The 20,862-nt window shown below is 44.0% G+C and carries 15 protein-coding genes; 4 read left to right on the top strand and 11 right to left on the bottom strand.

Annotated elements, in window-relative coordinates:
- Positions 1-82: 82 nt before the first annotated feature.
- Positions 83-3,079 (bottom strand): amino acid adenylation domain-containing protein, encoded by a 2,997-nt coding sequence (locus B1A85_RS02600; RefSeq protein WP_104545355.1) that lies wholly within the window; start codon positions 3,077-3,079, stop codon positions 83-85.
- Between the two features lie 121 nt (positions 3,080-3,200).
- Positions 3,201-5,315 carry a diguanylate cyclase domain-containing protein gene (locus B1A85_RS02595; protein WP_146087130.1) on the bottom strand — a complete coding sequence of 705 codons (2,115 nt, stop codon included), beginning with the start codon at positions 5,313-5,315 and terminating at the stop codon, positions 3,201-3,203.
- A gap of 607 nt (positions 5,316-5,922) precedes the next feature.
- Between B1A85_RS02595 and B1A85_RS02590 the strand changes: the two genes are divergently transcribed.
- Complete coding sequence (locus B1A85_RS02590) at positions 5,923-8,202, top strand: cation:proton antiporter (RefSeq protein WP_104545353.1); 2,280 nt, start codon at positions 5,923-5,925, stop codon at positions 8,200-8,202.
- A 115-nt stretch (positions 8,203-8,317) separates the two neighbouring features.
- Here B1A85_RS02590 and B1A85_RS02585 read toward each other — a convergent pair whose 3' ends face one another.
- Together B1A85_RS02585 and B1A85_RS02580 are read right to left on the bottom strand one after the other, a co-directional pair.
- The gene (locus B1A85_RS02585) at positions 8,318-8,584 is read right to left on the bottom strand and encodes a hypothetical protein (protein WP_146087129.1); all 267 of its coding nucleotides are present in this window, start codon (positions 8,582-8,584) and stop codon (positions 8,318-8,320) included.
- An 84-nt stretch (positions 8,585-8,668) separates the two neighbouring features.
- Positions 8,669-8,884, bottom strand: coding sequence for an RNA-binding protein hfq (locus B1A85_RS02580; RefSeq protein ID WP_104545351.1), 216 nt, complete (start codon positions 8,882-8,884; stop codon positions 8,669-8,671).
- A gap of 130 nt (positions 8,885-9,014) precedes the next feature.
- On the opposite strand from B1A85_RS02580, the gene dapF reads away from it, so the two are divergent.
- Positions 9,015-9,860: a diaminopimelate epimerase gene (gene dapF, locus B1A85_RS02575; RefSeq protein ID WP_104545350.1), complete on the top strand. Its 846-nt coding sequence runs from the start codon at positions 9,015-9,017 to the stop codon at positions 9,858-9,860.
- Between the two features lie 52 nt (positions 9,861-9,912).
- Here the strand turns inward: dapF and B1A85_RS02570 are convergent, their stop codons facing one another.
- From B1A85_RS02570 to cofH, 3 genes are all read right to left on the bottom strand, one after another.
- The gene (locus B1A85_RS02570; RefSeq protein ID WP_104545349.1) at positions 9,913-11,421 is read right to left on the bottom strand and encodes a family 10 glycosylhydrolase; all 1,509 of its coding nucleotides are present in this window, start codon (positions 11,419-11,421) and stop codon (positions 9,913-9,915) included.
- Positions 11,422-11,785: 364 nt separating this feature from the next.
- Entirely contained in the window at positions 11,786-12,190 is a 405-nt protein-coding gene (psb27, locus tag B1A85_RS02565; protein WP_104545348.1) for a photosystem II protein Psb27, read from the bottom strand.
- A gap of 149 nt (positions 12,191-12,339) precedes the next feature.
- Complete coding sequence (gene cofH / locus B1A85_RS02560) at positions 12,340-13,506, bottom strand: 7,8-didemethyl-8-hydroxy-5-deazariboflavin synthase subunit CofH (protein ID WP_104545347.1); 1,167 nt, start codon at positions 13,504-13,506, stop codon at positions 12,340-12,342.
- 121 nt (positions 13,507-13,627) lie between these two features.
- On the opposite strand from cofH, the gene B1A85_RS02555 reads away from it, so the two are divergent.
- A complete protein-coding gene (locus B1A85_RS02555; RefSeq protein WP_104545346.1) occupies positions 13,628-15,301 on the top strand; it encodes a glycosyltransferase in 1,674 nt (557 codons plus the stop codon).
- Between the two features lie 103 nt (positions 15,302-15,404).
- Here B1A85_RS02555 and B1A85_RS02550 read toward each other — a convergent pair whose 3' ends face one another.
- A complete protein-coding gene (locus tag B1A85_RS02550; RefSeq protein WP_104545345.1) occupies positions 15,405-16,007 on the bottom strand; it encodes a DUF3318 domain-containing protein in 603 nt (200 codons plus the stop codon).
- A gap of 187 nt (positions 16,008-16,194) precedes the next feature.
- Here B1A85_RS02550 and B1A85_RS02545 point away from each other — a divergent pair, with 187 nt between their 5' ends.
- On the top strand, positions 16,195-16,449 hold the full coding sequence (locus B1A85_RS02545) for a hypothetical protein (RefSeq protein ID WP_104545344.1): 255 nt from the start codon (positions 16,195-16,197) through the stop codon (positions 16,447-16,449).
- A gap of 71 nt (positions 16,450-16,520) precedes the next feature.
- On the opposite strand, the gene B1A85_RS02540 is transcribed toward B1A85_RS02545, so the two are convergent.
- The 3 genes from B1A85_RS02540 to B1A85_RS02530 form a co-directional block, all read right to left on the bottom strand.
- Positions 16,521-18,152 carry an iron uptake porin gene (locus B1A85_RS02540; RefSeq protein WP_104545343.1) on the bottom strand — a complete coding sequence of 544 codons (1,632 nt, stop codon included), beginning with the start codon at positions 18,150-18,152 and terminating at the stop codon, positions 16,521-16,523.
- A 238-nt stretch (positions 18,153-18,390) separates the two neighbouring features.
- On the bottom strand, positions 18,391-20,031 hold the full coding sequence (locus B1A85_RS02535; protein ID WP_104545342.1) for an iron uptake porin: 1,641 nt from the start codon (positions 20,029-20,031) through the stop codon (positions 18,391-18,393).
- Between the two features lie 138 nt (positions 20,032-20,169).
- Positions 20,170-20,736: a Crp/Fnr family transcriptional regulator gene (locus tag B1A85_RS02530; protein ID WP_104545341.1), complete on the bottom strand. Its 567-nt coding sequence runs from the start codon at positions 20,734-20,736 to the stop codon at positions 20,170-20,172.
- Positions 20,737-20,862 lie beyond the last annotated feature (126 nt).

The following is a 20,862-nucleotide window of genomic DNA, read 5'->3' as shown; positions in this document are numbered from 1 at the left end:
GTTTGCCCAAACTTGGTTGCTAAACTCACCTTGGAGATCGTCTAACCGAAATAAATTTTGGTAATTATTGCGTCAGTACAAGCTAAGCAGGAATTAGCTCTTTTGACTGATGATGTGAAAGTTGAGAGTTGAGGGAATTATGGTGGTTAATCCATGAGAAGTTGGTATGCAGCAAGTCATCATTAATTGGAGGACAGGTGATAGAGTGTGCAGCTAACACTTTCAAGGTGCTTTCAGAATCGAAGAAAAAGGCTCCTAAGAGTTGTTGAACTAAGCACTGGTTAGTAAAAAGACTTGCTAGAGGAGTTAGAGTATTTTCTGAATTTTGGGCAGCCAGTTTCAGCAGTTGAGAATACCAGAAGCTATATGATTCTAAGCGAACTGAGTGACCTTTCTGATTCAACCAGTTAATCAGTTGTTTCCACTCGATTGGTTGTGGATTGACTATTTGAAAAGCTTGAGTGCAGAGTTGTTGCTGTTGTGACAAAACAACGATCGCTTGACTGACATAATCTACTGGTACAAGGTTCAACATTGCATTTAGGTTGGGAGCGATTCCCATTTGCAGGCAACCCTTGAGCATCAAAGTAATGAATCCATCGCTCAGGGAAATTCCTGTTTTACTGTCTCCTATGATGTTACTGGGTCGATAAATAGAAACTGGCAAACCCCTAGAAGCAGCCTCGATGAGTAATTGCTCAGCTATGTACTTACTTTGGGCATAGCCACTACAAAGTGCAGTTTTTGGACCTGGAGCATCCTCTTCTTTGATTGTTCTGAGCGTATCGCTGTTAGTGACCGAGAAAACGTCGATTGTCGAAACAAAATGTACTGGTTTTGTTTTTGTCTGGCTTGCTAAACGGATAATTTCTTGAGTACCCAGAACATTGGTAGCTTTCAGGGCTGAATAGGGATAGGCTATGTTAACCCATGCACCACAGTGGTAAATTAAGTCAATTTTTTCTGCTAGTCGAGTGAATTGCTCAAATTTTATGCCTAAATAAGGCTGACTTAAGTCACCTAGAACAGGTATGATTCTTGCTGCCAGGCTACTACTCCAAAGTCCGTAACGTTTTAAGACGTTTTGAAGTTTTGCTTGAGCTTCGGCAACACTGCTGGCACGAACAAGACAGTGTATATCTGCACGAGTTCGTTGTAACAACTCATAAAGTAGATATGCACCTAAAGTACCAGTAGCACCAGTCAGCAGAATTTGAGGAATAGAACCAGTTAAGATATTTTCAGGATAAATAGCAGAGTCTAACTCTACTTCGCTTTCCACTTGTTTAGTTAGCTTATCGGTATCTGTGCTACAGATTATCTCAATATGGTGAGCCATTCCTGCGATCGTTGGCGTTTCTAGAAAATGCTCAAGGGGTAGCTCAATCTGAAAAATCTCATTGACGCGATGCACAAGTTGAATTGCCAACAGTGAGTGCCCGCCTAACTCGCAGAAATTATCGTGGATACTGGGCTGTTCTACGCCAAGTAATTGGCTCCAAAGTTCGGATAACTGAATTTCTGTGGAATTGCGAGGGGCGACATAAATACCCTGTTCCATGCAACTCCATTGAGGAATTGGCAATGCACGACGATCAATTTTGCCGTTGAGAGTCAGGGGTAGTTCCTCTAGAAAGACAAATGCTGAAGGAATCATAAACTCAGGCAATTCCATCTTCAGAAAATCACGCAATTCGCGCATCATCAGATTTTGTCGTGGCAAGTCTGAACCATTAGGAACTACATAAGCTACTAAGCGCTTGTCATCTGCGGAGACCTCACGAGCAACTACTACGACTTGACATACTCCAGGGTGTTTTGTTAATACTGACTCAATTTCTCCTAATTCAATCCGAAAGCCACGAATTTTAACTTGGCGATCGATACGTCCTAAGTATTTGAGATTACCATCGGGTAACTGTATTGCCAGATCTCCAGTTTTGTAGAGTCGCGAACCTGGCTCGGTGCTGAAAGGATTAGGAATGAATTTCTCGTCGGTAAGATCCGGACGATTGAGATAACCTCTAGCTAAACCGGCTCCAGCAATATAAATTTCACCTTCAATTCCCTCTGGCACAGGTTTGAGGTGAGAATCTAGCAGATAAATTTGAGTATTAGAGATAGGACGACCAATGAGAGGAGTTTCTGTTGAGCCTTTTTGCATTAAGGCAACGGTAGAGTAGGTAGTATCTTCAGAAGGACCGTAAAGATTGAATATGTGACGAACGCGATCTAGTTGATACAGTTGTTGTACTAAGGCGTTTTGTAGCGGTTCTCCAGCAAGGTTAATTGTCTCTACAGAACTAGGAATGCCATTAATACGAAGTAAAGCAGCGATCGCTGAAGGTACTGTGTTAATTAAGGTAACTTTTTGTGCTGCTGGTAGTTCTGGTAACTGTAAGGCATTTTGCGCCAAAATAACTGTGCCTCCACAGCTTAAAGTGACAAACACTTCAAAAACTGATAAGTCAAAGCAAAGTGAAGTAGAAGCTAGTACCCCTTTTAATTGCTCAGCGCTAAAGAAATCTTTTGCCCAATCGATGAAAGTGACTGTATTGCGATGTTCAATGGCTACTCCTTTGGGTTTACCAGTTGAACCTGATGTATAGATGACATAGGCAAGATTGTGCGGTGCAACTTCACTAAAAGGGTTATTTATAGGTTGCTGAGCAATCGTTTTCCAATCACTATCTATGAATAGATATCCAGGGTGTGAAGGCAGTAAAGGTGCTAGTTTTTGTTGTGTGAGTAAGATGGGAATTTGAGTGTCCTCGATCGTGAATGCTAGGCGCTCTTTAGGGTAAGTAGGATCGAGGGGAACGTAAGCACCGCCTGCTTTGAGAATACCGAGGAGGGCGACGATCATCTCTAGCGATCGCTCGACACAAATTCCTACTAAAACTTCGGGTTTGACTCCTAATGATTTGAGATAGTGCGCTAGTTGATTTGCTTTTTCGTTGAGTTCGCGGTAGGTTAAGTGTTGCTCTTGAAACGTAACAGCGATCGCATCCGGTGTTTTTGCAACTTGAAGCTCAACGAGTTCGTGAATCGATTGGTTAGAAGCTAAATAGTTTGACATTGTTATCCTCTTAATGAATCTGAATAGGTTTATGCGGGAATCGATAAATTTTTAAAAGGCAAGCTGAAGCTACGTGTTACTGAAAAACACGATGCAGTGCTATGAAACTAAGCTTTAAAGTCTACTGATTAGAGTCGCCAGTCTTGGAAAGAACAAAGCGATCGCGCCCTTGCATTTTTGCTTGGTATAATGCTTTATCTGCTTTTGCGATCAAAGCATCGGGGTTACTTTCTGGTGTGGGAATAGTGCTAGCAATACCCAAACTCATCGTTACATAGTCGCTGATTGCCGAATCACCATGCACAAGTTGAGCATTGCGCAGTTGCAGTTGAATTTTTTGAGCAACTTTAGTTGCGCCTTCACTATCTGTGTTTGGTAGGATAACAGCAAACTCTTCTCCACCATAACGAGCGACTAAGTCCCCAGGGCGATCGAGTACGCTACTAATAATTTGAGCAACTTGTTTTAAACAAAAATCACCTGCTTGATGACCGTAGCAATCGTTATATTTTTTAAAATAATCAACATCGCAGAAGATCAAAGCCAAGGGATGTTTTTCCCGTGCCATGCGCCACCATTCTTGGGCGATCGCCTGATCGAACCGACGACGATTAGCAATCTGCGTTAAGCTATCGATACAACTAAGACTTTGGAGTTTTTTGTTTACTTCTTGTAATGCTGCTTCAGCTTTTTGATGGTCGCTAATTTCTTTGTGTAACTCTAGTTCTACTACGCTTGAGTGTTCATTCGTCATCTCCAACAAAATTTCCAAATCAGTTTTTTCCTGTTTTAACTCCTCTAGTTCTTGCTTGAGTCTTTCAATATGAATTAGTAGCTGCTCTCGCGAGAATTGTTCTTCCGAGTTATATTGTGGCTTTGTTTGTTTATAGTATTTTTGAGCTAATAACTCAGATTCGAGAAAAACTTCGACTCCTTGGCGCTCTAAAGCTTTGGAAAACAAAAAGCCTTGACCATAAGTACACTTCAAAACTTTGAGTTGAGCGTGTTGGTTTGCCGTTTCTATTCCTTCTGCTACTACTTCCATATCTAAATTCAAAGCAAGCGTGACAATTGCTTTGACTATTTCTAGCTTTTGCCTGCTTTCATTCATTTTCTGAATAAAAGAGCGGTCGAGCTTTAAAGTATTAATTGGAAAATTATATAAATAACTCAAAGATGAATAGCCTGTGCCAAAATCATCCATTGAAAATTGAATACCTAAAGCTTTCAACTCCTCAATAATATTGACAGCAGTACTAATATTTTTGATTAAACTGCTTTCAGTAATTTCTAGCTTCAAGCAATGGGGTTCAAGTTTTGTTTCTTGCAAAACTTGCTTTACTTGGTCTAAAAAATCACTTCTGAGAAGTTGTTTGCCAGAAATATTGACACTAATTGTATCTAAAGAAGCATCAGGAAACTTTAATTGCCAAGTCCGCATTTGATGGCAAGCTTCTCTAAGTACCCAGTAGTCTAAAGCTGTAATCAATCCTGTCTCTTCTGCTAGAGAAATAAACTCAGAAGGATACATAAGTCCGCGCTGTGGGTGTTGCCAGCGCACAAGTGCCTCAAATCCCACAATTTGCTTATTTTCTAGCAACACAATTGGTTGATAGTGTAAGCGAAACTCTTGGCGCTCGATTGCCCGTCTTAAATCGTTCTCCAGTTTTAAAACCTCTACTGCTTCATCATGCATAGCTGTATTAAATATCTGATAGCACGATCTGCCAAGCTTCTTCGCATAATGCATTGCTATGTCAGCATCTCTTAATATATCCTCCGGTTGTTGATAATCTTTCTTGCTCAGCGCAATCCCAATACACACATTGATAAAAACTTCATGCCCTTTGATGTAAAAAGGTAAAACAAGTTCTTTGTAGATGCGCTCTGCGATCTGTTGTACGTAGCTGACATCTTTAATACTATTGAGTAGAATCGCAAACTCTCCACTGCCAAGATGTACGACTATGTCGTGATGACGCGTGTATGCTTCTAGCCTACGAGCAAGTGCGATAATTAGTTGATCTTCTATACCATATGCTAGATTATCGTCTACTACTTGGAAACGGTCTAAATCTAATAGTAAAACAGCAAAACTTTCAGTAAGGTTTTGTTTGACACTATTGAACTTTTGAGATAATTCTTGTGCTAGAAAGCAGCGATTAGGTAAACGTGTTAATCGATCATAAAAGTCTCCTTGCATTGATTTGCCTTTCAATTGTTTATAAATCAACATGGTTGAGAATGGCAAATTAACTCGTTCTAAAGTCTGCAGTAAAGAAATACTTGTTTGAATTTTATTTAATAAGAGTTTAAGAACAGCAGGTGGATAGAACAAAAAAAGTATTGCCTTATTAATACTTATTTTTAATAGCTTAAAGAAGCTATTGTATTTAAGCAGTTGAATGAAAGCTGTTTTAACATCATGTTTTTTAAGTTGAGGTTTACACGATATAGTAAATTGAGTTGTATTTGCAATATTCTCAGCAACATTTTTATTATGTTGCTCAAAGGATTTTGCCAAAGTTTTTGAACTAGCTGTTTCTAGAACTTTGGTACTTATAATATTAAAAAATAAAAACTCATTTACTATTGAATCATTTGTAGCAAGGTAAATTGCTGATAGCAACCGTAAAACTATTGTCAGTGCATAAGAATATTACTTGTTGGTTTTATTTAGAAATTCACTAGAAGTTGTTAAAATTTGATAAAAATACAGAAAAAGTGATTTTACAGACTGTACTGCGAGGTGTTTTGCTAGGCTGCGCATAGCGTACTAGCTTTTGTCTGCAAAAACCTTTATGGTGAGATTTATAGGGTTTATATAGTTTTGTTAAAGACTTGTGCAAGAAGATTTTAGATTAATTGTCGATTTAGTGTTAGTTCTTGCAGTTGCGGCTGGCGGAGGGCTTTTGGCAGCACTATTGCGCCAACCTGTGCTGCTTGGTTATTTGCTGGGCGGAATGATCGTGGGTCCTGCTGGACTTGGATTGATCAAAGAATTAATTCAAGTGGAAACGCTGGCACAGTTTGGAGTTGCCTTCTTGCTATTTGCTCTAGGTGTTGAGTTTTCTTTTGCAGAACTTAAAAAAGTACAAACTATCAGTTTAGGTGGTGGTGGCTTACAAATTGCCCTGACTATTCTGGTGACAGCGCTTGTATCTTTATTTGTTGGTTGGGTGAATTCACCAGCCCAAGGTGTCTTTTTAGGTGCAATTTTATCTTTATCTTCGACAGCGGTTGTACTCAAGTGCTTAATGGAACGCAACGAAACTGAAACTTCCCACGGGCAAGTGATGTTAGGGATTTTAGTTGTTCAAGATTTAGCACTGGGGTTGATGCTGGCGGTGTTACCTGCGTTGGATCAACCGGCGGAAGCGATTGGGATGGCAGTGCTAACAGCATTGTTGCGGATTGGGCTATTTGCGGCGGGGGCTGTAGCTGCGGGGATTTGGTTGATTCCACCATTGCTGAAACTTTTGGCACGCACCGAGAGTCGCGAGTTATTTTTACTTGGTGTTGTGGCTTTATGTTTAGGTATCGCTTTATTGACTGAACATTTAGGTCTTTCGATCGAAATGGGGGCGTTTGTTGCAGGATTGATGATTTCGGAGGTGGAGTATGCCGATCAAACGTTGACTTATGTAGAACCGCTGCGAGATATCTTTGCGACGTTGTTTTTCGCTGCGATCGGAATGTTGATCGATCCTGTATTTTTGTGGCAAAACCTGGAATTGATTCTGGGGTTGGTAGCGTTGGTTTGGGTTGGTAAATTTTTGATTGTGACTCCGCTGGTCAAAGCATTTGGTTATTCCTTAAAAACTGCCTTACTAGCGGGTTTAGGTTTAGCTCAAATTGGGGAATTTTCGTTTGTACTGGCAAGTGAAGGACAAGCACTGGGGCTAGTTTCTCGTAGAGTATATCTGTTAATTTTGGGAACAACCGCAGTGACGCTGGTACTCACGCCGTTTGTTTTGCGACTTGTTCCTTCATTGTTCAACTGGGCAGAATCGCTACCTTGGCTCAAGCTTTATTTAGACGCGGCTGATGTACCGCGTGAAGTTTCTCCAGATCTACCAATCCAGGATCACTTAGTCGTCTGTGGTTATGGGCAAATGGGGCGCAACTTGGTTCGTTTGATGCAAGATCGCGGGCTGGCTGTGGTAGCGATCGATCAGTCGGAAAGTAAAATTCAACAGTTGCGTGAAGCTGGAGTGCCTTATGTTTATGGTAATGCTAGTAGTTTACGAGTATTAGAAACTGCTGGGGTGGATCGCGCGCGAGCGCTGGCAATTGCCTTGCGCGATCCGATGAGTACGCGGTTGTGTCTGAAGCGGGCTTTGGAACTCTCGCCGGAACTTGATACTGTGGTTTGTGCGAACAAAGATCAAGATATTGAACTGTTGTATCAACTCGGTGCTAGAGAAGTTGTCCAACCTGAGTTTGAGGCGAGTATTGAACTTGCAACGCATTTATTAGCAGGGGTAGGCTTAGCACTACCAGTGATTCAACAAGAAATGCAGCAAATTCGATCGCATCATTATCTTGAATTGCGCCCTGAGCGATCGCCTGCACAAGTTTCGCGAGAGTTACAGCTAGCTGCTAGAGATATGAATAGCCGCTGGTATCGTTTACCTGATAAATCTCCGCTGGCTGGTATGACGTTGGAGGAAGCAAACTTACGGTATCTTACTGGTGTCAGTTTGATAGCAATTCGGCGAGATAAAGGTGAAGAAGTCGATTATCCTGATGCGAAGGCAATTTTACAAACAGGCGATCGCTTACTGCTTGTTGGAACGGCTGAGGAACTCGCGGCGTTTGATGAATTAGCGAAAGGTGAAGTAGCAATTCATGATGAAAATATGTTGTGTCACTGGATTACACTCGGAGTGAATAGCCCAGTGGTTAATCAAACCTTGGCACAGTTAGATATTTTTACGCGTTGCAGTGTGCAAGTACAGGCAATTCGACGTGATGGCAAATTCTTTTGGTTTCCCGATAGCAGTATGAATCTACAAGCAGGTGATTTTTTACTGTTGTGTGGAGCCTATCCAGCGTTGAATCAACTACAGCAGTTGCTGTCAGCAGAAGGCGTACAAAGTATTTTGCCTATTGTATCGTAATATTTGGGGCAGGAGTAGGGAATTGGTAATCTGATTGCGACGCACAGCTAGAAAATTTCTTGAACAGTATCAATAAACTTCTGTAACACTGGAGAAAAGTCGTATTGTCGCCAGGCTACAGCAATTTCAAGTTCTGGTGTGGGCTCTTGAAGCGTTTTACAAACAACACCTGGTCTTTGTAAATTTTGTAGCGAAGCGGAAGGGCGACACCAAAACTACCAGCAACTAAGCTAATTGTTGTTTGCAGTTGCGTCGCTTCTTGGACAACGTTTGGCATAAAATTTGTCTGTTGAAAAAAGCGTAGAATCTGGTTGTATAACCCTCCTCCTAAATGATGCAAAGGCATAATAAATGGTTCGTCTTCCGAGAAGTGCTGAAGCATAAAATCAAAACTAGTTTTACCACAATGTATTAAAAGAGAAATGAAACACCATTACAGGAGATATACTTTTAGACTACTACTCACTTATTTCATGGGCTTGAGATAAGCGATCGCACTTCTCCAGACAATGATTGTCTGATTATTTGCATCGATAATACACAAACAGTTTTGATCTTGCCAGCTAATTTTGCCAATGACTAAATCGCCAGTGACAAGTTTTAACTCGACGCGGTTTGCTTGTTTAATTAAGGTTTGAACTTGGCGAGTGCTAGGTAACGCTGGATCGAATTCGTTAGACATAATTTTGGTTTTTTCGTTGGGAAAGGGGTAATGGGTAATCGGTAATGGAAAACAAAAAGATATTTACCAATGACCAGTTACCAGTTACCAATCTTTAAGTTACAGTTATTTTCACTTACTAGAAAATTCTATGATGATTGAATTTGCCAAATATCACGGACTCGGAAACGACTTTATTTTGATTGACAATCGCTCGTCATCACAGCCTGTAGTCACGCCCGAACAAGCAATTAAGCTGTGCGATCGCCACTTTGGTATTGGTGCGGATGGCGTTATTTTCGCATTACCAGGGCAAAACGGTACTGACTACACGATGCGGATTTTTAACTCGGATGGTTCGGAACCGGAGATGTGTGGTAATGGGATTCGTTGTTTAGCGGCATTTGTTGCAGAAATTGACGGTGATAACGAAAATAATAGCCAAAAACGGATTCATACGCTGGCTGGCATTATTACACCGCAAATTATGCCTGATGGTCAAGTCAAAGTTGATATGGGCGTTCCTCGGTTACTAGCAAGCGAAATTCCAACGACTTTAGGTGCAGAGAATGAAAAGATCGTCGATTGGTCCTTGGAAGTTGCAGGACAAAGTTGGGATGTTACGTGTGTCAGTATGGGGAATCCGCACTGTATTACATTTGTTGAAGATGTCGCGGCAATTGCTTTAGAAAAGATTGGTCCGCAATTTGAACATCACGCGGTTTTTCCGCAACGAACAAACACAGAATTTATTCAAGTTGTCAACCGTAACTACCTGAAGATGCGCGTATGGGAACGCGGTGCAGGCGCTACGTTAGCGTGTGGGACAGGGGCTTGTGCGGCTTTAGTTGCAGGTGTGTTAACGGGGAGATGCGATCGCACTGCGACAGTCGAACTTCCTGGAGGTTGTTTGCAAATTGAGTGGTCCGAAGTCGATCAGCGGTTGTGGATGACGGGACCTGCGCAGCGCGTGTTTACAGGTGTTGTCGAAATTTAAGCCCAGAGGTTCTAGACAAAATGCAACACAAACCGCTGTCCTCTGCTAATACTTAGCGGATTCGACAAGACTTACGCTCGCTTTCTAGCTGTGGTTCTTGCCAAGAGAGTGCAAAGTGACTAATACCTTGGATTCGTGGCGCATAGGCTCGCAGTGCCTGCATTTGGGCTTCTAAGGATGGACGATTGCTAATTGGTCTACCCCAAACGCCAGCGATCGCAGGAATCACTTGTGTCCCTGGAGGCGCGTACTGCAAAACTCGCTGCACCAATGCCGCAATACAACTTGTATTATTACAAGCAGCGTAAGACATTGGATGCCATTCTAAAGTCGTTGGAAAGCGATCCCAAGGCTGCAATCGCGAGTCATAACCTTGACCAACTGCTTGGTTCCCATCTGGGAAGAAGACCGCACCTGCTTTCACTCCCTGGCGCTGGACAGGCCACGCTGCAACTGCTAAAAAGTCAATAATACCTTGAATCGCATGAGCAACACTGAGTTGCCATAATTCCCACTGTAATTGAGGCTGTCTTTGCGCAGCCGTTGGCGGTTCATTAGGTGGTTGTGGTGCTGGAGGTGGCGTGCGACCTTGCCACAGCGGTTCGCCTTCTTGTGGGTAAAGCTGATCGACGATTTCGATATCTCTGGCGGTGACATATCCTTTACTGAGAAAGCGCTGAATTAAATTGAGTCCTTTGTTGTTCAGCGCCCGACGATACAAGGCTTGTTGCGCCGCTTCGCTGTGAATCCACAAATCTTGCACTCTGTTGACGACAGACCCTGCACCTAAGCCTCTGGGATAGCGCACATAATCGAAGAGAACCCCGTCAGGACGACGGCGCATAACTTCGAGTACTAGTTGGTAATAATCTCGTTTGGCTTGCAGGTTATAGGGATCGACAAATACTTGGCTTGCATTATCGACGACGTACAAACTTGTTTCACCTTTACTATTGCGCGCTAGTACTGATTGTCGATCGGGGCGCTGTCCGTAGGAGTAGCCAAAATTCATCAAAAACATCCAAGCATAAACTTTCAAGCCGCGATCGCGTCCTTTTTGAATCGCTTGGGCAAGTAAATCGGTTCGTTCAGCCCCAGGAACTCGCACCACTGAAGGCCAAACGGTAGGATTTGCTGCTGCTGGTAGTAATACTTGACCGTCGTAGAATACTTCTACATACACTTGGTTATAACCGCGATTAACAACGTGGTCCATCACTTTATCGAGGACGCCTGGTTGAATATCACAAGGATATAACCGTAACCATACAGCTTGCGTTTGTGGCCAAGTACGATTGCGACAATCTCGTAAAATTTGAGCGTGTTGATTGAGTATTGCTCTATAGCGATTCTGCGCGTCTGTACTACCTTGTAGTGCTGCTTGACGTAAAGTTTCTTTTTCTTGGATTGCTGCTGCTGTGAGCTGACAATATGCCGTTGTCTGCGCTTGTGCTGGAGGACTACCAAAATTGGCACTCACTAAGCTACCTGTCAACACAGTAGCAACCAAGCGTTGCCAAGCAAAACGAGAACGGGCAAATCTCAAACGATGGTTGGACATTACCACAAACACAACATAAGTACAATCAATCAATTTGTCTTGTAAGGCTGATAGTGACAAGGCTAATTATTAACGCATACATTAAGTGATAGCCTCAACCAGCGTTGCTCAAAAAACAACGCTTTCTGCAACTAGTTGCACTTAAAAACGTTACAAGGCACGCTAATAGGTCACTAGTAAGTACCCTGCGTTGCAGAAGTTTTCAAGACTAGTGTTAGAGACTACAAAAGCTCTGCTTCGGTTTCCTAAGCCATTCAATTTCTTAGCTGTGGCAAATAAAGGAAACCGTCTCAGGTTTTTAACTTAATTGCTCAAACCGCTACACCTAACTATTTTTGATAGGAATATTTCTTTCATCAAGATTTTAGCTACCTCGGTTAAGTGCCATTTCTACTTGCTTGAATTCTTGCTCTAACCGTTGTTTGAGTTTCTTTGGTACGGGACGATTTGGATAAGAACTATAGTGTCCTGCCAAGGAATTTAACGCAGTTCGCATTGTGGTAAAAGAACTCAACCCAGCAACGGCACTATCGCGCTGGTAACGCGCAGCAAACTCGTTGATCTTTTGACGTGCTTCTGCTTGTGCTTCGGCTTTTTCCGGCGCATCCTCAGGCAAGTCGAGGGCATTTCTCAGCGTGTTGACCACAGCGAGCGTATCTTGACGATAATCTCCACTTAGACTATCTGAAAAAATGTTGTTAGAACAGCCTGTCAAGCCAATAACAACAACCAAAGCGAGGGTAAGTAGACGAGACAAATAGCGCTTCATAAGCATTAGGTAAGAAAAGACAGAAATCAACGTCCATCCTATCTCGGATTGGCACTGTGGGGATCAATTATTTGGAGTAGAAGGGTAGAGGAAGAATAGTGTTTTGTATAACTCAAAACTCATCACTCACTCCTCACCCCTCGTCACTTCTAGCTACTAACTGCTTGCTTCTCATCTTTTTTTACAACTAAGTTATAAAGCGTATCGCGTTGTGCGTATGGTCTTTTGATAGAAGTAATTGCAGTTTGTAGCGTTTCTACTTCCATGCACGTACCGCCGATCGCACCTGCCATCGTGGTAATGTGTTCTTCCATCAAAGTACCGCCGATATCGTTGCAGCCCCACTTTAAAGCTTCTACTGCCCCGAAGAGCCCCAGTTTGACCCAGCTGGGTTGATGGTTGGGTATGACGTTTCCTAAAAAAATTCGCGCTACTGCTGTGAGTAATAAGGCATCAGCAAGTACTGGTTGATCTCTGCCAACACGGCGGCGTAATGCTTTGGGGGCTTCTTGACCGACAAACGGTAGCAAAATGAATTCGGTAATCGCTGCGGGATAGTTGCGATCGCGTGCTGTTTTTTGTAGCGATCGCAATTGTTCGAGGTGATGAATTTGCTGTTGGGGTGTTTCTATATGCCCAGAGAGCATGGTACTCGTTGTTGGTAAGCCTAGGCGATGCGCGGTACTGACGATTTCGAGCCAAGTTGCTGTGTTGATTTTTTCTGGGCACAAAATTCGCCGAACTCGATCGTCGAGGACTTCGGCTGCGGTTCCTGGCATTGACCCCACTCCCGCATCGCGTAAAGCAGCAATGACAGCAGCATAACTGATATCGTCTTCTCGCGCGATAAATTCAACTTCCTGGGGTGAGAAAGCGTGTAAGTGCAATTGTGGAAAGTGTGTTTTGATAGTTTCTACGAGTTTTAGATAATAAGGCAAGGAACGTCCGTTGATTTTTGCTTGCGGGTTTAATCCGCCTTGCATGCAAATTTCTGTTGCACCACGCTGGACAGCATCAGTTGTTTTTTCGAGAATTTGCCCCCAGTTGAGCCAGTAAGCTTCTTTTTCACCAGAATCGCGGCGAAACGCGCAAAAACTACAGTGCTGTTCGCAAATATTTGTAAAGTTAATATTACGATTGATGACGTACGTTACCGTATCGCCTGCCTGCCTGCGGCGGAGTTGATCGGCAGTATCGCGAATTGCGGCGATCGCGTCTTCATCGGTTTGCTGTAATAAGATGACTCCCTCGTGTGAAGATAATTCGTCACCTGTTAAAACCCGCGCCAGAATCTTTTCAACGGCTTTATTAGTCACAGAACATCAGAAATTAACTGCACTTCTGTTTCAATTGTGTCAGTAAATATTGAAAACTGATGAGTATGGAAAAGCTTTTAGCTACACAGACGCTAACTACTAACCACTAATCGCTATACTGATGTCACGCAATCACAAGCTCAAGAATGAATGCCAAGATATATTGTTGCTGTTAGGATGGACAGCGATCGCTGTTGGTTTGCGGTTGACGCGACTTGCGAGTAAACCACCTTGGACGGATGAATTTTCGACGTTAGTCTTTAGCTTGGGGAATAGTTTTCTGGGCGTGCCTTTAAATCAGGCGATCGCGCTTGATACACTTTTGCAACCGTTGCAACATAATCCGAGTCATGGTGTTATACAGGTCGTTCAAAATCTAGTTACAGAAAGTAATCATCCACCGCTATACTTTGTGCTAGCTCATTTGTGGATGAATTTTTGGTCGCCAGAATCAACAGATTTAGTTTCGGTATGGGTAGCGCGATCGCTTCCGGCGTTACTTGGTGCAGCATCGATTCCGGCAATTTATGGGCTGAGTTGGCTGAGTTTTCGTTCGCGCCTTGTGAGTCAGCTAGCGGCGGCGATGATGGCGGTTTCGCCCTATGGCATTTTTTTAGCGCAAGAAGCCCGACATTACACGCTGGCAATTGTATGGGTGATTGCTTCTTTGAGTTGTTTAGCGATCGCCATTCGACGGCTTGAGTACCGCAAACCAATTCCTCTGTGGCTCGTTGTTGTTTGGATTATTACAAATTTTTTAGGAATTGCCACGCACTATTTTTTTGTGTTGACTTTGTGTGCTGAAGCGATTGTGTTAATCGTGTTGTGGTGGCGTCAGCGTCAAAGTGCTGGATTTCACTTGACGTGGAGTGCTAACCCTTGGTGGCAAATTTTGCTTGTTGCGGTGGGGACATTTTTGGGCAGTTTAGTGTGGCTACCTGTTTTTTTCCAAAATAATTATGGTAGCGACCTCACAGATTGGATTCAAAACGGTAGCAATGGGTTATTGGCGTTGCTTAACCCGATTTTTCAAGCACTGGCGGCTTGGTTGACGATGATATCGTTGCTACCAGTAGAAGCCCCACAGCTACCGATTGTCATTGCTTCAGGTGTTGTGATGCTCATTTTCTTTTTATGGGCGCTACCTTGGTTGTATTGCGGTATCAAGGTAAAACTCGCACAACCGAAAATGCGGTTAATGACTTGGGTTTTTGTCGGGATTGTATGTAGTGCGATCGCGTTGTTCTTTTTCTTTACTTACGCTTTAGGGATCGATCTCACGCGTGGTGCGCGTTACAACTTCGTCTACTTTCCGGCGGTGATGGTTTTACTTGGAGCAAGTCTTGCTGTTTGTTGGCGAACTCCTGATTTGCAAGGAAAACGTGCTGTCGCCTTAATTTGGCTGATGGGGCTACTGAGTGCGATTACGGTGGTGTGTAATTTGGGCTATCAAAAATACTACCGTCCTGACTTGATGCTGGAGATTATACAAAATGCCTCGCGATCGCCGATTCTCGTCGCCACAACACACAGAACGCACGTACAAATCGGTGAAATGATGGGGATAGGAAGAGAATTTAAATTGGCTGGAATAGATACGCCGCAATTTCTGCTAGCACGTGAAACAAGCACAGCTTCTGCAACTTTACAACAAGTGGTCAATAATTTTCCTCGACCTTTAGACTTGTGGTTAATTAATTTTCACGCCCCAGTGCAAGTAGATGGCTGTACGGTTGATACTTTATCTTCACCACCTGTGAATGGTTACGACTATCAACTGTATCGCTGTAAATGAGTAAATGAGAGGTCAGAGATCGGGTTCGGGGATGGGGAAAGCGTAAGGAATACTAAACATCATTATCCCTCGTCTTTTGCCTTCTGCCTCTCACCCCTAACTCTTACTTAAAGGCTTCAGGGACACTTACTGGGGATAAACCCGCGATCGCGCGTAAATTTTGGCAACGAACAAGTTCAACAAACGTTAAACTAGGACGCTTTTCGAGTTTGGCAACGGCTTCGATGGCGGATAGTAAATGTTCTGCGGCTTCAGCTTTGATGTAGTTGCGCCTTTGGGCAATTTGAATCGCGGCTTCATCAGCTTCGATTTCGAGTTGCGTACTGCGATTATTACGCCAAATGCGATTAATGGCGATCGCGCTCAAACCACCTGCAACTACAACTCCTACAGCGTCTTGTTGCACTAATTCGATTGTTGCGCCGATTAATCCAGCGATCGCAACACCTTGATAAATATCTGGCTTTAACCACTTAACTTGCAAAAGCCAAGATACCGTGCGTAACAATAGCAGGTCTCTTTGCGGTTGCGAGAGCCGACGCCATAAGTCAAAGTTAATATATATCAATCGTTGCTGATTCCAAGGCAGGGGAAACGGGCTATGGATTACGGTTGCTTGCTCTGGTTTATTTACAATTTTAGTCATCATGCGACCAGAAGCTGGCATGATCTCTACAAGGCGGCGAATTTCAATAGCTGGCTCCATTGACTTTAGTTCAGCACAATAATACGACAGTGGGGCAGTAAGATAATGGGGACGAGGGAAGAGACATTCTTTTCAATTACCGATTACCAGTCACCTATGTTTATTTTCCCCCACTTACTATAGATATGGATGCATTTGCTTCCCTAATCTCCGACCTCTATCTAACCTCTTCATAAAGGATTCCTGAATGGATGCGTTTGCTCCTGTTCCGCCTGAATGGACTAAAAAAGCAATTCACGCGTATGAATTTTGCTGTCCTACTTGTCGTGCTTCGAGTCGAGATGCGGAAAATGTGTGGCTGAATCGGCGATCGCCTGTGATGACCGATAATTATCGCCGCAAGTGGCAAGAGTTTTATCAGTGTCGTTGTGGCTGTGTGTGGTGGGCTTGGAGTAGCGATCGCCCGCCTTCAAAGTTTTCCTCTGAGCAGCAATCAACTTAATATGAAAAAATAAGTGGGGCGACCAAAGTAGCGATCGCCCCAGCCTCGGCTAAATAGTTCTAATAATTACTTTAGAACGAGAATGTAGTACGAAGTGTTCCTACATAAATTGTATCGTTGGCATTATTGTGTTCTGGATTAAAGATCACTAATACGCCAGGAGTAATCGAAACATTTTCGGTAAGCTGTAGGCGGTAGAATCCTTCAAGATGGTAGGAAATGTCTGGGTCTGTAGCAATTGTGCTTTCTGTAACTCGCGGTGGTTGACCAAAAACGATACCCAGCTGATTGCCTTCTCTACCGAAGTCTTGTAGTGCTAATGAAGCTGCCCAGTAGAATATATCTGCATCAGCGGCAGGTCCTACTAAAGCATCAGCAGTCGAGTAACCTGCCCAACCTGAAAGGTTCAAGGTGGTACCCAGTTGTAAGCTTGCTTGCAAGCCGTAGTGGTTAGCTTCGGTAGCAACGTCACCAAACGGTGCGTTAGCATTACCGCTACCTGTTGAGCCAAACAAGTTAATTCCGCTGGCTGTGTTTTGATAAGCACGAGCGTAGGTTGCACCAATTGTGAAAGTATCGCTGATTCGGAGAGCAACTTGACCTAAAGCAGTGTAAGCCCCTTGAAAGACTCCTGTACCTGCTTCAGGAGTGTTTGCCGTAGGCGCAATGAACGCCCCCGATACGGTGAAAGGACCTTCTGGATTCAAGATCACAGATAATCCAGCACCGGTGCCGCCTGTGCGGTAGATTGAGCTACGTTGACCGTAACGCGAGATTGAACCGCGACCAGTACTGTCAAAAGCAGGGTTGAAGGTGAATAGCCCGCTATCTAGTCCTGCATTAGCATTAAGTTGAACTAAAGCGGCGTTACCAATGGGGAAACGATAAAACAAGTCATCGATTTCAACATCGTTCCCCGTGTTGGTGTCAAAGCCTAAACGGGTCATTGCTGTCCCCGTCTCGTTAGTGGTATTATCAAAGTTTGCTGCTTGGAGACGCGTTCTCAATAGATCTCGACCACCAAAGCTGGTGTCAAAGTTCAACCGCGCTCGCGCGCCAACAACGGTGTTGTACTCTAAGTCGGCGCCACCGACGGCTGAGTCGCCAAACACGTCCGAGATGCCGAAGATCACTTCGCCGTTGAGGACGGTTGTGGTTGAGAACTGATTTGCCTCTAGTTCTGCGGTTTGTGCTTCGAGCGCATCCACGCGACCGCGCAGCGTTGCAATTTCTGCGGCAAATTCTTCTTGCAGGCGCTGCAGAGTTGCTAAGTCTTCGCGGGTCACTTGGTCGGCGGTGGCGGTGGCGATCAACTCGTTAACGCGGTCTAAACAGGCGTTTAACCCAGCGGCGAATTCAAAGCGGGTCAAGGCGCGATTGCCGCGATACGTTCCATCTGGATAGCCGGCAATACAACCGTAGCGCTCGACTAACGACTGTAACGCTTGAAATGCCCAGTCGGTCGGCTGCACGTCGGATAACTGCGACACTGATGTCACTTGTGCCAGGGAATTATTGGTCGGCGCTTGGCTTATGACCATTTGCGGCGCTGGTTCGACTTGAGATGCCACTTGGCTTGTGGTTGCTGTTGGCACTACAATGTCTGCTGGCGTCTCATTTGCTTGCACGCGGTCAGCTAGCAGCAGGGTTGCTCCTAATAGGACTGGACTGAGCCGCAAAGCATTCCAGAATATTTTTGTCATTAGTTTATCTCTCTCACACCGATTTTTGAACAGATTATAGGTTTGAAGTATATCTGCCATCAGCATTAGATTATACAAGCAAATCTCTTATCTTTTACCCGTGATTTCTCTAGAATTTATATAAAAAAAAATAAGTAATTGACATAAGAATTTCTAGATGCATTGTTTTTGGTATTGAAATTGTCACTCCAAAAAAATGGAAGATTAAACTATAGTTACAGCGCGTTGATCGTGTCTCTTAAAACGAGAATGTAGTACGGAGTGTTCCTACATAAATCGTGTCGTTAGCATTATTGTGTTCTGGATTAAAGATCACTAATACGCCAGGAGTGATAGCAACATTTTCGGTAAGCTGTAGGCGATACAATCCTTCAAGATGATAGGAAGTATCTGGGTCTTCGACTAGAGCGCTGTCTGTTACTCTCGGAGGTTGACCAAAGATCAAACCTAACTGACTACCTTCTCTACCCAAATCTTGTATTGCTAGTGCAGTTGCCCAGTAGAACATATTCGCATCAGCACCTGCGTTGGGTCCTGCTAAAGCATCCGCAGTTGAGTAACCTACCCAACCTGAGAGGTTTAAGGTTGTACCGAGTTTTAAACTGGCTTGCACGCCGTAGTGGTTAGCTTCAGTTGCTACTTCGCCAAAAGGTGCGTTAGCATTAGCGCTACCCGTAGAACCGAATAGATTGATACCGCTTTCTGTATTTTGATAGGTACGTGCATAAGTAGCACCGATACTGAAAGTATCATTAGCACGCCAGGAAAGTTGACCTATAGCGCCGTAAGCACCATTAAAGAGTCCACTACCTGTGCCAGGGTCTTCTGCATCCGGTGCAAAGAACGCTCCAGATAAAGAAAGAGGACCGTCTGGATTAAGTGTTAAGGTTATGCCAGCACCACCTTCAGCTTGGCGGTAAATTGGGCTGAATCGACCATAGCGGGATATTGCACCACTACCGCTGCTTTCAAACGCTGGGTTGAAGGTGAAAATGTTATCGTCAAGTTCAGCATTCGTGAAGTTAAGTTGAACTAAAGCGGCGTTACCAATGGGGAAACGATAGTAAAAGTCATCAATTTCAACATCGTTCCCCGTGTTGGTGTCAAAGCCTAAACGGGTCATTGCTGTCCCCGTTTCATCACTATTGTTGTCAAGGTTTGCTGCTTGGAGACGCGTTCTTAAGCGATCTTTACCGGTAAAACTAGTGTCAAAGTTCAACCGCGCCCGCGCGCCAACAACGGTGTTGTACTCTAAGTCGGCGCCACCGACGGCTGAGTCGCCAAACACGTCCGAGATGCCGAAGATCACTTCGCCGTTGAGGACGGTTGTGGTTGAGAACTGATTTGCCTCTAGTTCTGCGGTTTGTGCTTCGAGCGCATCCACGCGACCGCGCAGCGTTGCAATTTCTGCGGCAAATTCTTCTTGCAGGCGCTGCAGAGTTGCTAAGTCTTCGCGGGTCACTTGGTCGGCGGTGGCGGTGGCGATCAACTCGTTAACGCGGTCTAAACAGGCGTTTAACCCAGCGGCGAATTCAAAGCGGGTCAAGGCGCGATTGCCGCGATACGTTCCATCTGGATAGCCGGCAATACAACCGTAGCGCTCGACTAACGACTGTAACGCTTGAAATGCCCAGTCGGTCGGCTGCACGTCGGATAACTGCGACACTGATGTCACTTGTGCCAGGGAATTATTGGTCGGCGCTTGGCTTATGACCATTTGCGGCGCTGGTTCGACTTGAGATGCCACTTGGCTTGTGGTTGCTGTTGGCACTACAATGTCTGCTGGCGTCTCATTTGCTTGCACGCGGTCAGCTAGCAGCAGGGTTGCTCCTAATAGGACTGGACTGAGCCGCAAAGCATTCCAGAATATTTTTGTCATTGTTCATCTCTCACACCAAATTGTGTTACAGACAAATAAGTATATTTGCTGTAACGCGTAGATTATTCAAGTTTACATTATTCCAAAGCCGATAGTGGCTCTACTAATTTCCATTACTTTTTGATTTCGATTGGTTGATTATTTCCTTAAACATAAAATCAACCGTCTTTGATAACGCAGCAACATTCCCTCCTCTTCAAATTGCTGCAATAATCGAGTTACAGAGACACGTGTCGTGTTGATTACTTCTGCTATCTCTTGATGCGTAATCGCTAAATCAATTAACCGCCCTTGTTCGACTTCGCGACCAAACTTCTCTGATAGCCAGATTAAAAAGTGCCACAGTCGCATAGACACAGGTTTGCGATGCACGATACTGAGGAGTTCTTCTGATTGTTGGATGTGTAGTAACATTGCATCTACTGCTTCGTGCCACAATCCTGCAGGCAAAAGACTCATCTCTACGCTGGTTAAGCACTCGATTTGATAAGGATTGACGCGTGAAAGAGGATAACCTACTACATCGTCTGCTCCCCAATATCCCAATGTAATTAATGTCCCTTGTTCGCTCCAGGTAAAGGTACGTACGGCTCCACGTTCGATTTTCCACAAAAGATCTTGACGTGGTGGAATGAGTTCTTTACGGCTAAATATGCGCTGACTAATTGGAGAAGGTAAAGGTGGGTTTGGAGCGGAGATAGTCATATTTGGTTTAACCGTTTTTGTTTCGTTGGTGTGGTTATTATCGATTAATCTTCACTCGTGTTGTGGTAAATTTCGTTCTCCATAGGCTGCACATTTCAGTTAAGTTTAAATATTTTAGATACGTTA

Source organism: Chroococcidiopsis sp. TS-821, from assembly GCF_002939305.1.
In the GTDB taxonomy this organism is placed as follows: Bacteria; Cyanobacteriota; Cyanobacteriia; order Cyanobacteriales; family Chroococcidiopsidaceae; genus Chroogloeocystis.
Note: the sequence above shows the minus strand (reverse complement) of the source record. Positions and strands in the feature narration are given on the sequence as shown.